The following is a 14,361-nucleotide window of genomic DNA, read 5'->3' as shown; positions in this document are numbered from 1 at the left end:
TTACACTCTGACGCGGGGTGGAGCAGCTCGGTAGCTCGTCGGGCTCATAACCCGAAGGTCGCAGGTTCAAATCCTGCCCCCGCAATTGCTTCACCTTATGGCTTGGAACCGTGGTGTAGGGGTTAACATGCCTGCCTGTCACGCAGGAGATCGCGGGTTCAAATCCCGTCGGTTCCGCCATTTTATTCCTTCTGCATCTGCTCGAGATCGGGCTCGCAGGAAAACTGCTTGGCTCGGTAGCTCAGTTGGTAGAGCAAAGGACTGAAAATCCTTGTGTCGGCGGTTCGATTCCGTCCCGAGCCACCATTGATAATCAAATATCAACACAATCAACACACTTGCCGGTGTAGCTCAGTTGGTAGAGCAACTGACTTGTAATCAGTAGGTCGGGGGTTCGAATCCTCTCGCCGGCACCATTTTTTTAATTGATTGTGGAGGCTTAGCGAAGTGGCCAAACGCAGCAGACTGTAAATCTGTTCTCTCCGAGTTCGGTGGTTCGAATCCATCAGCCTCCACCAGTTATAGGGGCATAGTTTAAAGGTAGAACAGCGGTCTCCAAAACCGTTAGTGTGGGTTCAATTCCTGCTGCCCCTGCCATAGAAATTTCATATTTAACCCAAAGATTTACTTAGTAGTTTGGCGGTCGTGGCGAAGGGGTTAACGCATCGGACTGTGACTCCGACATTCGCGGGTTCAATTCCCGTCGATCGCCCTTTATTTTGGGGGTTAGCCAAGCGGTAAGGCAACGGACTTTGACTCCGTCATGCATAGGTTCAAATCCTATACCCCCAGCCATTTTAAATCATGGCTAAGCGGACGTGGCTCAGCGGTAGAGCATCGCCTTGCCAAGGCGAGGGTCGCGGGTTCGATTCCCGTCGTCCGCTCCATTTTTGTTTTACGGCGCCATAGCCAAGTGGTAAGGCACAGCTCTGCAAAAGCTCTACCCCCAGTTCGAATCTGGGTGGCGCCTCCAGTTTTTTTTTGGTTTTAACAACAGCTTGCGCCCTTAGCTCAGCTGGATAGAGCGTTTGACTACGAATCAAAAGGTCAGGAGTTCGAATCTCTTAGGGCGCGCCATATTTATTTGTATTTGTTTGTGCCGGTGTGGCGGAATGGCAGACGCGCTCGACTCAAAATCGAGTGGGGAGACCCGTGAAGGTTCGAGTCCTTTCACCGGTATACAAGTAACGAAGAACCTGCGAATAGCAGGTTCTTTTTTTGTTTTTTTATTCTAATAAAACGCTGTGTTGATTCTAATGATAGAGTTTGATAAACAAACGGAGAAGCAGATTATAAAAGAGCCCGGACCTTCAGCGGTCATACGGGCTCTTTGTCATAGGATCATACAGCATTCATCAACATGTGCATTACCTTGTACTGTTACGGTAGGTGCTGGGAGAGACGCCGGTTGCTTTTTTAAATGTACGGGAAAAATGAGACGGTTCCATGCCGACTCTCTCTGCTATAGTGGAGATTTCGATATTCGTAGCTGTCAGCAGCCGCCTTGCCAATTCAATTCGTTTGCGCTGAACATAGCTCATTGGCGTTGTTCCCAGCTGCTTTTTGAAATAGGGGATGAAGTAGTTGGGGTGCAGGTGAACGAGCTCGGCCAGCATCTCCACTTCCAGCGGTTCGTGCAGTCTGGTGTCGATATATTCGAGTACTTGAGCCAGCTTGCCGTGTTCACTGCCTTCCATAAAACGATCCATAAAAGCTTTATGACCACCCTGCTCCAGATAATAGGCGAGCAGCTGCAGCAGACAAGCCTTGATACGCAGAACGGCAAAAGGACTGGGATGATCGGACTGCTCGATCATTTCGCGGAACAGTGCTTCGATTCGGGCCGGTTCAGCGACGTTGGCGGTATGAAATGGAGAACCAGACTGAAACAGAGGCCAGTCGCCGATTTTTGCATCGAAATGACAAAAGTAGCGGGAGTACGGATTATCCGGCGATGTGAACCGTGTCTGAACCGTACCTGCCGGCATAATAAACAGCTGCCCTGCATGCGGTTCATAGCGTATCCCATCCAGTGTCACCGCCCCTTCGCCTTCCGTCAAATAATAAAGACGATTAAACGAAGGCTTTTCTTCGGGAGCATTCCAGCCGTAGTAACCCGCACGATAAAAAGCATGCGAGACGTTAACGGTCAGATTCTCCAATATACGGGCTGGCATATCCATTTGAAAACGGTCATCGGCATCCGAAGGCGGAACAGTCATGAGACACCTCGCTTTCTGCAAAGATCTTTATCCGCAGTATACACGTATTTGACGAAAACACCTTAGTTTTGAACAAAATGTTCTTAATCGTATTCATGTTCTTGCGAGGTTGTCTGAGGTATTCTCTACGTGTATGAAGTCCGGAATCCAATGATTAAGAAGCGGAGGGAATCGAATGAACACGAAAACGGAAAAAAAAGTACGTTTCGGTATTATCGGCCTCGGCAACATGGGCAGTGCTCACGCAAAAAGCTTAAACGGTGTTATTGAAGGAGCGGTGCTGACCGCAGTGTGTGACCTGAGGCAGGAGCGGCTGGATTGGGCGTCTCAGCATCTGCCGGAGTCTATCAAGCGTTATAACGATCCAAAAGAGCTGATGCGTTCAGGCGAAGTGGATGCAGTATTGATCGCTACGCCGCATTACGATCATCCGTCAATGGCTGTAGAAGCATTTGAATATGGCCTTCACGTGCTGATTGAAAAGCCGGCTGGTGTATACACAAAGGCTGTGCGGCAGATGAACGAAGCGGCTGAAAAAGCGACTCAGTCGGGTCTGGTATTCGGCATCATGTACAACCAGCGAACCAATCCACTGTATCGTAAGCTGCGTGATCTGATCCAATCTGGCGAGCTGGGCGAGATCCGGAGAACCAATTGGATTATTACGAATTGGTACCGCTCTCAAAGTTATTATGACTCCGGTGGTTGGCGGGCCACATGGAAGGGAGAAGGCGGCGGTGTGCTGCTGAACCAGGACCCGCATCAGCTCGATCTGTGGCAGTGGACGACAGGGATGATGCCGAAACGGGTACGCGCTTTTTGCAGCTTTGGCAAGACTCGAAACATTGAGGTGGAGGACGATGTTACCGCTTATGTGGAGTACGAGAACGGGGCAACCGGTCTGTTTGTGACGACCGTTGGCGAGGCGCCGGGTACCAACCGGTTCGAGATCTCGGGAGACAACGGCAAGATCGTAATCGAGGATGACAAGCTGACATTCTGGAGACTGCGCACACCGGAACCGGAATTCAACGCGACCTACAAAGGCGGATTTGGGCAGCCTGAGTGCTGGAAATGCGATGTGCCTGTCGAAGGAGGAGCCGGTGCTCAGCACGAAGGGATTTTGCAAAATTTTACGAATGGGATCCTGCACCGGGAACCGCTGATCGCACCGGGCGAAGAAGGGATTCACGGTCTGACGTTGTCGAATGCCATGCATTTGTCGAGCTGGAACGATGACTGGGTAGAGCTGCCGATCGACGAGGATGCTTATCTGGAGAAGCTGAATGAGCGAATCGAGAATTCAACTTTTGTCAAAAAAACGGGAACAGAAGCGACATTAAACGTATCGGGCACGCATTGAGCGGGATGAACGAACAAAATCTGCAAAGCGGAAAGGTGGAGAAACGATGAAAAGATCGACAATCGGAGCTCAGATGTATACGCTTCGGGATCAGGCTCGCACGGAAGAAGAACTGGCTGCGGCTTTTGCAAAGCTTAAAGAGATCGGCTACGAGGCTGTGCAGGTGTCAGGTATCGGTCCCATCGACCCGCACAGGGTAAAAGAGCTGGCTGATCGCAGCAATCTGACGATTTGCGCCACACATATTCCTTTTGACCGACTGACAGGAGAACTGGAAGTGGTGGCAGAGCAGCATAAGCTGTGGGACTGCAAATACGTAGGACTGGGCATGGCTCCCGACCGTTATCGGACAAGTGCCGAAGGTTATCGTACTTTTGCACAGGAAGCTTCGGAAATCGGGCGTCGGCTGAAAAAAGAATACGGTCTGCAGTTCGTTTATCATAATCACCAATTGGAGTTTGAAAAATTCGACGGCCGGACAGGGATGGATATTCTGCTCGAGGAAAGCGATCCCGATGCATTTGGCTTTGAGCTGGACATGTACTGGGTGCAGGCGGGAGGCGGAGATCCGGCGCAGTGGGCTCATAAGGTAAAAGGCCGGATGCAGGTCGTACACCTAAAAGATATGGAGATTGTGGACGGTCAGCCGGTATTTGCGGAAGTGGGACAAGGTAACATGAATATTCCGGCGATTATCGATGCCTGCCGGGCTACTGGTGTGGAATGGTATGTAGTAGAGCAGGACGTCTGTCGGCGAGATCCTTTTGAAAGTCTGAAAATGAGTTTGGATTATCTGCATTCGCTGCTGCAGCACGAAAAGACGCTGTAAAGTATAAGCCGGAAAGAGAGGAACAGCCAATGGGGCGAAACGATGGAATGAATTATGCGCCGAAGCATGAAGCAAAGCCTGTAGTTGCGCCGGGAGAATTTGTATTTGCGGCAGCAGCGCTGGATCATGGACATATCTACGGGATGTGCAATGGGCTTGTCGAAGCAGGCGGGACGCTAAAATGGGTGTATGATCCTGATGCGGACAAGGTGGAAGCTTTTGTCGCGAAATTCCCGGGTGTGCATGAGGCGGAATCTCTGGAGCAAATTTTGAACGATCCGGAGGTTCGCCTGGTCGCTGCAGCGGCAGTACCGGTCAAGCGGGGACCGCTCGGCGTTCACGTGATGGAGAGCGGAAAAGATTACTTTACGGATAAAACGCCGTTTACGACGCTTGATCAGCTTGAAGAAGCGGAAGCCTGCGCAGCTCGAACAGGACGTAAATATATGGTTTATTACAGTGAGCGGCTGCATGTAGAGAGTGCAGTCTTCGCCGATCAACTGATCAAAGAAGGCGCGATTGGACGCGTTGTGCAGGTCATGGGCATGGGTCCGCATCGACTGAACGCAGCGAGCCGGCCGGATTGGTTTTTCCGCCGGGAAGACTATGGCGGTATTCTGTGCGATATTGGCAGTCATCAGATCGAACAGTTTCTGCATTATGCAGGCTGCAAGAGCGCCAAAGTGCTGCATAGTAAAGTTGCCAATTATAGCAGTCCGGAGTACCCGGAGCTGGAGGACTACGGCGATGCGACGTTGGTCGGCGACAATGGAGCCACCCAGTATTTCCGGGTTGATTGGCTGACGCCGCAAGGACTCGGAACCTGGGGAGACGGCCGGACCGTTATTTTGGGCACCGAAGGATATATCGAACTGCGCAAATACACAGACGTTGCGCGTTCGGACTCCGGCGATCACGTCTATTGGGTCGATCGGGAAGGTGAACATTATGAGCAAGTAGCCGGCCGGATCGGCTGTCCCTTTTTTGGCGAGCTGATCCTCGACTGCCTGAATCGGACAGAGCATGCAATGACGCAGGAGCATGCTTTTATGGCGGCCAGACTTTGTCTGGAGGCACAGCAGATGGCGGTTAACCTGACGCCTGATACGCTGCACAAGCCGGAAGTGAAGATCTCCGGGACATTTTAATCGTTTCGGTGACAGAAGCTGTACTCTTGACATGAAGTTCGGCTTTAGTATGAGTTCGGCCTTAACATAAAATTCGGCCTAACATGAAATTCGGACTTTACGAAATTGAAGACGGAAGGTGCCGGATATGAAAAAAACGGGAGCAGCCATTGTCGGCTGCGGAACGATCTTTGCTCAGCATGCGCGTGTGCTGAGCGAGATAGAGGAGACGGAACTGCGTCTGGTCGTAGACAGCGAGCTGTTCAAGGCAGAGCGTGAAGCCGAGATCTACGGCTGCGAAGCAGCGGCCGACTACAGAGTGATTCTAGAGAGGCCGGATATTGAAGTGGTGCATCTGTGCACGCCGCATCATCTGCATGCTCCCATGGCGGAAGAACTGCTGGCGGCCGGCAAGCATGTATTGACCGAAAAGCCGATCGCCCATACACCGAAAGCGGCGGAATCGTTGAGAGCAGCCGCTGCGAAAAGCAGCGCTCAGCTCGGCGTCGTATTCCAAAATCGGTACAATGAAAGCTCAAGACGAATTCGCGAGCTGATCGATTCTGGGAGATTGGGTCGTCTGCTCTGTATGAAGGGCATAGTAACCTGGTCGCGTCTGCCGGAATATTACACGGCAAATCCGTGGAGAGGAAGCTGGGCGACCGAAGGCGGGGGGATGCTGATCAATCAGACGATTCATACGCTCGATCTGCTGCAGTGGTTTGCAAATTCAGATGTTAAGCGGATCGCAGGCTGCATTACGACAGACTCACTGGGCGATTACATTGAGGTTGAGGATACTGCCCATGCCTGTATCGACTTTTCAAACGGAATACGCGCACTGTTCTACGGCACCAATGCGTATCTGACAAACAGCCCTGTCGAACTCGAATTGATATTTGAGCAGGGTACGCTGCTGCAGCGTCGGGACTGCGTCTATCTGCTGGAAAACGGGGAAGAGACGGAAATATGCCGACCTTCCCAGATTGCGGAGGGTGTCAAGTCTTACTGGGGTGTTAGTCACGGCCTACTGATCCGGGATTTTTATCATCATGTTCGCGAGAATCGTCCCTTCTGGCTGGATGCCGAGGAAGGAAGCCGCGCTCTGCAGATCGTTTACGGTATTTATGCGGCCTCACAGAGTGCTGCTGCGATTACGCGGTGGGATCCTAAAGCATAAATTATCGAGACGTCTGCGAATATGGAAAACGGAACGATGCATTTAAAAAACACAAAATGCACAAAAAGAAGAGGCTTTGCGATAATCCGCAAAACCTCTTTTTTATTTTGTATTCTATATCTTTTTCTTTTGTAATCTAATCTTTTTGTTTTATGCTCTCTGCTGATAATTTGATGACCACGCAGATTACTTGGAAGCCCTACTGATGTCGGTCTCTGCTTCCGGAAGTTCCCGAAAGTTCCGAAGTATTGTTCGGCTGACCTCCGCCCATTGGCAGCGATTCGCCAAGTTCCACCGTATCGTCGTCAAAATTCCGATTCTTTGGACGACGCGATACCAGGACAACGAGATCGACCAGCAGTACAGGCAGCGAAACGGAAGCCGGATAAGCGAGATAACGAGGCTGCCATTCCGGGAAAAACTTTTCTTTGTAACGACGAAGACCTTCGAAGCCGTAGAAGTGGCCGCCATAGCGGAATACGAGATTGGCAAGCTTTTCCTCGCGCAGTGAGCTGCGGCTTCTGCCTACGCTCGACAGAGGAGCCATGCCCAAGTTGAACGTCTTGTATCCCTGTTCCTTCGACCACTCGATCAGCCTGGCAAATAATAGATCCATCGTTCCGTTCGGCGTGTCCGGCAGATGTCTCATCAGGTCAACAGAGATCGTTTTGCCGCCGTCATAAGCCGGAGCTAGTGTTGCAAAAGCGACGATTCGACCTTCAGGATCTCTCAAGAGGGCGATCGGCGAACGCTGCAGATACGCTTCATCAAACCAGCCGAGTGAGAAGCCTTTCTCTCTGCGATCGCCGATCCATATGTCCGAAATGCGGCGAAGTTCTTCCAGGAGAGCCGGCTCGTAAGGCTGCGACTCGACAGAAAAGATATAGCCGTCGCGTTCGAAACGATTTTTCGCTGTACGGAACGACGTCATCTTTTTGCCCGAAAATGTGAAAGTTTCCAGATTAATCAGCGCTTCTTCACCAAGTTTGAAAAATCGGTAGCCTTTCTCGTGATAAATGGACAGATAATCTGGCGAAGCCTGATAAAAGACAACAGCTAATGCGTAACGGTCGCCGAATACCTGAAACTCCTCGATAGCATCTCCAATAAGCTTCTTCGGCCCGAGCGGATCGCCGAGCACGACAAGTTTGTCTCGTGAGCGGGCGTAAGGGATCAGCACTTTCCCCTCCTGTGCCCAGTAAAATTGTTTGTCGCCTAAATACAGCATATGCGTCAGCAGATTGCCTTCTTCTTTCTGCAAAAATTCGTCTAGGCGCTTCAATTCGCTGCCGCACGGCAGGTCAGCTTCCTGGCGTTTGGGGCGCAGCAGCACGAGAATCGAAAACAGAATCCAGGCGCCGACAATACCGCTGGCCGCCATCGCTCCATAGTCGCTCGGATGCATAATCCACTCCGGCTGGAAGCCAGGCGGGAAATTCTGCAGGAAGCGGGGACGCGACGAAGTGCCGATCAGATAGTACAGTCCCGCAAGTACCAGTGTAAAGACGAACCACAGCCAGATCCGTTTGCGGGACAATGTTGCTCCGGAGCGATAGAAACGTGCTCTGGATACCCACAGCAGCAGTGCCACGACAAGAAGGAAGATCGCTTCTTCATAATCGAACGCTTTGACGAATGTGAAGACAGCTCCTGCTACCAACAGCAGCGAGGTCAATCGGTGCGCCCGGCGCAGACGAAGTGAAATGCCGCTCGACAAAATGATCAGCATAAAGCCGATAATGACCGAAATTTGCTGAGACAGCTTCAGCAGCGGCGTAGACAGGAAGCGCGACATGAAATTCAGCCGTTCGAACAGAGCTGGCGTCGCCGCAGACAGCAGCAGAATCAAGCCGCATGCCAATACCAATTTGCCCAATGCCCAGATCCCCATGTCGCTTAAAAATCCGAATTGTCCCGGCCAGTTCCAAAAGCGCTGCCAATAGACAGCCATTCCTTCCTTCTGCCGTCGGTTTTCCTCTTCTTCTTCCGCTGTTCTGCCGGAAATTTCCGGAGGCGTATCGGAGTCGGGTTCGCCGGCAGCCGTTTCTTTGAGAATGGCTTTGCGGCGTCCCGGCAGAAGCTCAAATGCGGTCAGCACAAGTGCAATCAGCCACGGAATAATGAAGTAAAAGACGCGGAACAGTACGATTGTCGCCAGCGCCGCTTCCGGCTGTACGCCGGCCAACTGCAGACCGAGAAGTGCAGTGATGTCGAATGCACCGATACCGCCAGGAGCAAAACTGACGATCCCCGCAATGGCCGCTACACTGTAAATAGCCATCGCCTGAGAGATCGGTACGTCATGCAGGAAATTCAAACAAATCACCCAGAACGTTAAGCCTGCGAAAAACCATTCCAGCACGGAGGCCAGTACGGAGCTGCTGATTATGCCCCAGGAGAGACGGGAGCCCTGTCCCTGCTTGTTGAACCACTTGGCGTAGAGCTTGGAACGCTGCATCAGAAGGAAAATTGGCAGATAAAGTGCCATTCCCCATACTGCATAGACCAGCCATCGGTGCTCCCTGAGCATAAGACCGATCGGGAGCAGCCCGGCAATTCCTGCCCAAGCCAAGACCGAAAGACCGGTCACCATCGTCGGCGAGAGGAACACGATAGCCGGAGTAATCTGCCCCAGTGTTATCCCGCTTCCCCGATACAGCAGCGCCCGAATACCTGCTCCAGTAAATCCTGCAAAGCCGAGAAAGTTATTGAAAGTATTGGATATCCAGCCGTAGCGGAAAGCCGCCCATCTGGTTACGCGCAGATTGAAATGTCGGCAGATCAGAAAATCGTAAGCGCTCATAACTGAAACTGCAATAAGTGACATCCCCAAAATTCCGAGAATATCTTCCGACCTCATCGTTCGAAGATCGAACAAAATGCGGGAGAAGTTCAGCTTGCGCAGTTCGCCTTCGCTCTGGAAGTAAACAAATGCGATTACAGCGACAGGGATCAGCAGTCGAACGATTTTCATGCGATAAATAAAGGCGAACATCCGCAGAATTTGCAGACGTTCCAAAACAACTTTTGTACGATTCATCAATTCACCCACAATTTTAAAAGGAATTAAAACGATACAATTATTTCCATAGGCACACATCAATAAATATTAACATGAAAAACCCCTTTGCGAACCGAACAGCTTTGTAACTTTTTAATATGAAGGAATGTCGACGGCCGGTCGATTGGGGAGCGTCGGAGCATCAGAAAAAACCTTTCTTAATGTTATCGACGTTTTGCTGTTAAATCTTCACTGCCATTTACCCGCTGCGACTGATATATACGCTCAAATGATATATACGCTTAAAGGTCCGGGAAGTTCCCCGCCTCAGGTCTAGGTTTAAAAACCGCCTACGGCCCGTGTTGTAAAGAAGTAGAGAAAGATAGAATGAGGACATAGGGAAATTGATTCAGGAGAGGCGGTGAAAAGTTAATGAGAAGCATGAAACTTAATATCCCGGCTATCGTACTTGTTGTATTGGGAGTGCTGATTCTGTTCGGTAAGCTTGGAAGTTTCGTCGGGTTCCTGTTCGCAGTCGCGATCTTTGCACTCGGATATTACGGAATCAAGACAGGCAAAACGTTTCTGGGCTGGCTGCTGATGATCGTCGGCGGAAGCATGCTGCTGGCGAAACTGTCCTGGTTGATCGGTCCTCTGCTCGGTATTATCTTGATCGCGGCGGGTATTGTCTGGATCACCGGTAAAAGCTCGAACAGCCGGCGCGGATTTGGAGGCTAAGGCAGGAAGCCGAAGCAGTATCAATCTTTTGTCCCAATTGGAAAATCGAAATTATGTAGGGGAGGGAGAAAAGCCGAATGAGCATGTTCAAACGAATGAGAGATATTACGTTGGCAACCCTTAACGATAAGCTTGAAGACAGTCAGGATCCGGTACGGATCATCGATCAGTTTTTGGTTGAGACCCGGCAGGAAATAGGAGAGGTGCAGCGGCTGTATGATCAATGCGCCCACCACAGCAAGCAGCTTCGTCAACAGGTTGACCATGCCTCTTCAATGCGTGAGAAGCGTGAAGAACAGGCAATGCTGGCCCTGAAAGCGGACGAGGAATCGATCGCGAAGTTGGCTCTTCAGGAGAAGATGCTGTACGAGGAGAAAGAGCGTCAGTACTTGGAGTTGTGGGAACAAAGCCAAGGTACGCTCAAGGAGTTGGGCGAACAGCTTAACGTACTTAGAACCGAATACCAGACCGTTTATAATAAGCGCCAATATTACTACGCCCGGATGGAGACGCTTCGTCTTCAGCAGAAGCTGAATCGCCGTACCGGCGGCTACGAGTCGGACGTGCCGAAGATGTTCGACCGTTTGGACGACCAGATGTCCTCCATCGAATATGAAACGTACAGCCTGCGCGATATTCGCAAGCTGGGCCAGGAAGCTTCCCGGCAGATCGGGGAAGTCGGCAGTATTCTTGAGCAGGAGATGGCGCGTCTGAAAGAAAAGATGAAACGCAGCGAAGGAAAGGAGTAAGCGAGGATGCATAGATTGTACCGCTCGACCCAGGATCGAATGCTTACCGGACTCTGCGGCGGACTGGCATACGAATACGGCGTCAGCCCTACGCTGCTCCGTATTCTGTTCCTTGTCGCGATCCCGCTGACCAGCGGAGCGATGCTTCCGATTTATTTTATTGCTTCGCTTGTGATTCCCAAGGAACCGCCATCCCGCTACCCTTACGGACACGATGCTTACGATCGTGATCCCTACGCTCGGGATGCGTACCGTCCAGACGGCGCTTACGACCGCGAACCGCACGACCCGCGTTATCGCGAGCCGCATGCGCCAAGACCGCTCGGTCCGGAACGCGATTTCGAACGTCCGTTTCCTGCCCGCCGGCCGGAGATGGCCAAGGCAGACTTGAAGAAACGTGATATTTCGGATTCCGGAATTGATGCGATGATGGAAGATATCGAAAAGAAAGCACTCAAAAAAGAAGTTGAAGAACTCAAGCAAAAGCTTTCCAAATACGAGAATGAGAAAGGGGATTTATAAAATGGGAGTATTCAAAAGACTGCGTGATATGACAAAAGCATCGGTAAACGAAATGTTGGACAAGGTGGAAGATCCGATTGTCATGCTGAACCAATACCTGCGTGACATGGAAGAGGAAATGCATCAGGCGGAGGTTACGGTAGCCAAACAGATGGCGAATGAACGTCGTATGAAGCACCGTCTCGAAGAAGCTTACCGGATGTCGACCCAGCGTGAAACGCAGGCGGAAGCCGCATTGAGAAACGGTCAAGAAGAAGCGGCTCGCAAGCTGTTGGAAGAAAAAATCTACTTCGATCAAAGAATTACGGAGTATCAGGATCTGCACGGTCAGGCTGAAGTTCAAGTATCCGATTTGATGCGTCAGCTGCATGAAATGAAAGACGAGTTCTATCAAATGCGCAACAAGCGTAATGAACTGGTGGCTCGTGCGCAGATGGCAAAAGCCAAAAAGCAGATGGCTCAGGTCAATCCGGTCTATGCAATCGACAAAGGCAGTTCTTCGTCGGGCTTCCGCCGGATGGAAGAAAAAATTATGCAGATGGAAGCCGAAGCCGACGTTCTGCGTACGCCATACGGCAGCATGAACCGTCCGTCCGCTTACATCAGCCCGGTTGACGCTCAAAAACAGCTTCAGGTCGACGAGCAGTTGAATGCAATGAAGAATAAATTGAATGCCGGCAAGAACTCGCCTTCCCTGACAAAGGGCGAAGAGCAGTAAGAGCAGCACATTAGGTCCAAGGTATGCTATATTTAATTCGGCATAAGTAAAAGCGAAGCCATACGGTATCTTGGATACCGTTATGGCTTTTGCTACGCTTGGAGAACATTTGCACGACGATAAATTCAAACACGGCAGGAGGAGGGGCGGCATGAAAAATCATAAACAAGCATGGGCGATCGTTCTGATCGCTGCGGGTGTCCTGATGCTGATCGGCAGATGGATCAGTCCGCTTTCTCTGGTCGCTCTCCTCGTGCTGTGTTACGGCATATATGCCATACGCGCGAATCGGACGTCATTCGGATACAAATGTTTGGCTGTCGGAGCAGGTCTGCTTCTGCTCGGCCATATTGTACTAGTGATCGGCGGCATTCTGCTCTCGCTTGGTGTATTCTACGCCAGATCCCGGGAGCTTCATGCTGGACGCGAATACGAGCGAAGACAGGAAATTGCTGCGCAGTTGAATCGCGAACGGGAGCCGTGGGTGCCGGGAAATGTCAGTCTATGGCATCTGTTCGGCGATGTGAGCTGCGATTTTTCGTTGGCGCTGCCGACCGAGCCGAATACGGTAATCCATTTGCAGGGAGTTATTGGCGATGCGGATCTGTCGTTCCCCGAAGAATATGGAATTGAATTTGATATATTCGTCGGTTACGGCAAGGTAAGTTTTGAAAACAAGCTCCAGAACGGCATGCTGAATAAGTTCGTTTGGCGCTCGCCGGGGTATGACCGCAGTGAACAGAAAGTTAGGGTCGTTATGGCCTATGCGGCAGGCGACATCAATATCCGTATGAACTAGCGACAGCCCTCATACAGGTATGGAACCGGAAGGCGGTGAAGGAGCAAGATGAACGAAGCGGGCAAAGCAAGAAAATCGAATACGATCGTCCGCGGAATCGGTTCGGGCATGCTGCTGGCGTTTGTCGTGCTGATGTCCGCTATATATGTCCTGTATTCTTATGGTTTGTTGGATGTACCCGATACTTGGCCGCTGAGAGTACGCGCCGGTCTAACTGTCCTGGCCGTCTGTATCGCCGTAGGTGCACTGTATGGATTGTACCGGGCCATGCAAACCAAAATTCAATTTGATCGACTGCAGGATACGCTGCTGCTCTGGGAGAAAGGCAACCCGGCACGTCCTCTTTGGCCGCTTGGCGGTGAGATGGATGAGGTGGCAGAGCAGCTTGAACGGGTCGGGCAAAAGTGGGAAGAGCAGGTGGACTCGCTGCAGCGGCTTTCAACACATAACGCTCAGCTTGCCGAGCAGGCAAGGGTATCGGCTATTGTTGAAGAGCGCCAGAGGCTTGCCCGTGAGCTGCATGACGCGGTATCGCAGCAGCTGTTTGCGATCTCAATGACAGCAACAGCCGTCGGACGGACATTTGAAAAGGATCTGGCCCGCGCGAGGCGCCAAGTGGAACTGATCGAGGAGATGGCGTCGGTTGCCCAATCGGAGATGCGGGCACTGCTGCTCCATTTGCGGCCGGTGTATCTGGAAGGGAAACCTTTGTATCAGGGGCTAAACGAGCTGGTGCGCGAAATTCAAGCCAAAGTTCCTATGGAGATTACGCTTGATATGGATGCGGGTCTGGAACTGGTAAAAGGGATTGAAAATCATTTGTTCCGCATTATTCAGGAAGCTCTTTCAAATACGCTCCGTCATGCAAAGGCCGACAAGATGGAAATTATGATTGTCCGCCGGAGCGATGCGCTGCGAGTATCACTCAAAGACAATGGAGTCGGATTTGAGCTGGATGAGAAAAAACAGTCCTCCTATGGGCTGTCGATGATGCAGGAACGAGTCAGCGAAATCGGAGGTTCAATCCGTTATATTACTGCGCCTGGCAAAGGCACGAGAATCGAACTTACCGTTCCGCTGGTAAACAGAGAAGAAAGAGGGAGCGAAGAATAG

General features: G+C 51.3%; 12 protein-coding genes and 12 tRNA genes. 22 read left to right on the top strand and 2 right to left on the bottom strand.

What is annotated here, in order from left to right:
* Positions 1–11 precede the first annotated feature (11 nt).
* The 12 genes from F456_RS0119995 (at position 12) to F456_RS0119940 (ending at position 1,179) form a co-directional block, all read left to right on the top strand.
* Positions 12–85, top strand: a tRNA-Met gene (locus F456_RS0119995).
* 19 nt (positions 86–104) lie between these two features.
* Positions 105–180, top strand: a tRNA-Asp gene (locus F456_RS0119990).
* 50 nt (positions 181–230) lie between these two features.
* A tRNA-Phe gene (locus F456_RS0119985) sits at positions 231–306 on the top strand.
* Between the two features lie 34 nt (positions 307–340).
* Positions 341–416, top strand: a tRNA-Thr gene (locus F456_RS0119980).
* Between the two features lie 17 nt (positions 417–433).
* Positions 434–518: transfer RNA gene (locus tag F456_RS0119975), tRNA-Tyr, on the top strand.
* A gap of 5 nt (positions 519–523) precedes the next feature.
* A tRNA-Trp gene (locus F456_RS0119970) sits at positions 524–597 on the top strand.
* A 42-nt stretch (positions 598–639) separates the two neighbouring features.
* Positions 640–712: transfer RNA gene (locus tag F456_RS0119965), tRNA-His, on the top strand.
* A gap of 8 nt (positions 713–720) precedes the next feature.
* Positions 721–795, top strand: a tRNA-Gln gene (locus tag F456_RS0119960).
* A gap of 17 nt (positions 796–812) precedes the next feature.
* Positions 813–887: transfer RNA gene (locus tag F456_RS0119955), tRNA-Gly, on the top strand.
* Positions 888–899: 12 nt separating this feature from the next.
* Positions 900–973, top strand: a tRNA-Cys gene (locus F456_RS0119950).
* A 27-nt stretch (positions 974–1,000) separates the two neighbouring features.
* Positions 1,001–1,077: transfer RNA gene (locus F456_RS0119945), tRNA-Arg, on the top strand.
* A gap of 21 nt (positions 1,078–1,098) precedes the next feature.
* Positions 1,099–1,179, top strand: a tRNA-Leu gene (locus F456_RS0119940).
* A gap of 188 nt (positions 1,180–1,367) precedes the next feature.
* Here the strand turns inward: F456_RS0119940 and F456_RS0119935 are convergent.
* Positions 1,368–2,222 carry a helix-turn-helix domain-containing protein gene (locus F456_RS0119935; RefSeq protein ID WP_018978823.1) on the bottom strand — a complete coding sequence of 285 codons (855 nt, stop codon included), beginning with the start codon at positions 2,220–2,222 and terminating at the stop codon, positions 1,368–1,370.
* Positions 2,223–2,397: 175 nt separating this feature from the next.
* Between F456_RS0119935 and F456_RS0119930 the strand changes: the two genes are divergently transcribed.
* The 4 genes from F456_RS0119930 to F456_RS0119915 all read left to right on the top strand — a co-directional run bounded on the left by F456_RS0119930 (position 2,398) and on the right by F456_RS0119915 (position 6,721).
* Complete coding sequence (locus tag F456_RS0119930; protein WP_018978822.1) at positions 2,398–3,585, top strand: Gfo/Idh/MocA family protein; 1,188 nt, start codon at positions 2,398–2,400, stop codon at positions 3,583–3,585.
* Positions 3,586–3,631: 46 nt separating this feature from the next.
* On the top strand, positions 3,632–4,414 hold the full coding sequence (locus tag F456_RS0119925) for a sugar phosphate isomerase/epimerase family protein (RefSeq protein WP_018978821.1): 783 nt from the start codon (positions 3,632–3,634) through the stop codon (positions 4,412–4,414).
* 29 nt (positions 4,415–4,443) lie between these two features.
* Positions 4,444–5,562 (top strand): Gfo/Idh/MocA family protein, encoded by a 1,119-nt coding sequence (locus tag F456_RS0119920; RefSeq protein WP_018978820.1) that lies wholly within the window; start codon positions 4,444–4,446, stop codon positions 5,560–5,562.
* A 127-nt stretch (positions 5,563–5,689) separates the two neighbouring features.
* On the top strand, positions 5,690–6,721 hold the full coding sequence (locus tag F456_RS0119915; RefSeq protein WP_018978819.1) for a Gfo/Idh/MocA family protein: 1,032 nt from the start codon (positions 5,690–5,692) through the stop codon (positions 6,719–6,721).
* 199 nt (positions 6,722–6,920) lie between these two features.
* On the opposite strand, the gene mprF is transcribed toward F456_RS0119915, so the two are convergent.
* Positions 6,921–9,761, bottom strand: a complete 2,841-nt coding sequence (gene mprF, locus F456_RS23175; protein ID WP_018978818.1) for a bifunctional lysylphosphatidylglycerol flippase/synthetase MprF — start codon at positions 9,759–9,761, stop codon at positions 6,921–6,923.
* A 393-nt stretch (positions 9,762–10,154) separates the two neighbouring features.
* Between mprF and F456_RS0119905 the strand changes: the two genes are divergently transcribed.
* The 6 genes from F456_RS0119905 (at position 10,155) to F456_RS0119880 (ending at position 14,361) form a co-directional block, all read left to right on the top strand.
* The gene (locus F456_RS0119905) at positions 10,155–10,460 is read left to right on the top strand and encodes a hypothetical protein (RefSeq protein WP_018978817.1); all 306 of its coding nucleotides are present in this window, start codon (positions 10,155–10,157) and stop codon (positions 10,458–10,460) included.
* A gap of 77 nt (positions 10,461–10,537) precedes the next feature.
* Entirely contained in the window at positions 10,538–11,209 is a 672-nt protein-coding gene (locus tag F456_RS0119900) for a PspA/IM30 family protein (protein WP_018978816.1), read from the top strand.
* Positions 11,210–11,215: 6 nt separating this feature from the next.
* Complete coding sequence (locus F456_RS0119895; protein ID WP_018978815.1) at positions 11,216–11,731, top strand: PspC domain-containing protein; 516 nt, start codon at positions 11,216–11,218, stop codon at positions 11,729–11,731.
* A 1-nt stretch (position 11,732) separates the two neighbouring features.
* Entirely contained in the window at positions 11,733–12,449 is a 717-nt protein-coding gene (locus tag F456_RS0119890; protein ID WP_018978814.1) for a PspA/IM30 family protein, read from the top strand.
* A gap of 151 nt (positions 12,450–12,600) precedes the next feature.
* Entirely contained in the window at positions 12,601–13,248 is a 648-nt protein-coding gene (gene liaF, locus F456_RS0119885) for a cell wall-active antibiotics response protein LiaF (RefSeq protein ID WP_018978813.1), read from the top strand.
* 48 nt (positions 13,249–13,296) lie between these two features.
* Positions 13,297–14,361: a sensor histidine kinase gene (locus tag F456_RS0119880; RefSeq protein ID WP_018978812.1), complete on the top strand. Its 1,065-nt coding sequence runs from the start codon at positions 13,297–13,299 to the stop codon at positions 14,359–14,361.

The sequence above is a fragment of the Saccharibacillus kuerlensis DSM 22868 genome, from assembly GCF_000378145.1.
Taxonomy (GTDB): domain Bacteria; phylum Bacillota; class Bacilli; order Paenibacillales; family Paenibacillaceae; genus Saccharibacillus; species Saccharibacillus kuerlensis.
Note: the sequence above shows the minus strand (reverse complement) of the source record. Positions and strands in the feature narration are given on the sequence as shown.

Coding starts and splice junctions, on each gene's coding strand:
- F456_RS0119935 (WP_018978823.1), bottom strand. CDS start 2,222: ATGACTGTTCCGCCTTCGGATGCCGATGACCGTTTTCAAATGGATATG.
- F456_RS0119930 (WP_018978822.1), top strand. CDS start 2,398: ATGAACACGAAAACGGAAAAAAAAGTACGTTTCGGTATTATCGGCCTC.
- F456_RS0119925 (WP_018978821.1), top strand. CDS start 3,632: ATGAAAAGATCGACAATCGGAGCTCAGATGTATACGCTTCGGGATCAG.
- F456_RS0119920 (WP_018978820.1), top strand. CDS start 4,444: ATGGGGCGAAACGATGGAATGAATTATGCGCCGAAGCATGAAGCAAAG.
- F456_RS0119915 (WP_018978819.1), top strand. CDS start 5,690: ATGAAAAAAACGGGAGCAGCCATTGTCGGCTGCGGAACGATCTTTGCT.
- mprF (WP_018978818.1), bottom strand. CDS start 9,761: ATGAATCGTACAAAAGTTGTTTTGGAACGTCTGCAAATTCTGCGGATG.
- F456_RS0119905 (WP_018978817.1), top strand. CDS start 10,155: ATGAGAAGCATGAAACTTAATATCCCGGCTATCGTACTTGTTGTATTG.
- F456_RS0119900 (WP_018978816.1), top strand. CDS start 10,538: ATGAGCATGTTCAAACGAATGAGAGATATTACGTTGGCAACCCTTAAC.
- F456_RS0119895 (WP_018978815.1), top strand. CDS start 11,216: ATGCATAGATTGTACCGCTCGACCCAGGATCGAATGCTTACCGGACTC.
- F456_RS0119890 (WP_018978814.1), top strand. CDS start 11,733: ATGGGAGTATTCAAAAGACTGCGTGATATGACAAAAGCATCGGTAAAC.
- liaF (WP_018978813.1), top strand. CDS start 12,601: ATGAAAAATCATAAACAAGCATGGGCGATCGTTCTGATCGCTGCGGGT.
- F456_RS0119880 (WP_018978812.1), top strand. CDS start 13,297: ATGAACGAAGCGGGCAAAGCAAGAAAATCGAATACGATCGTCCGCGGA.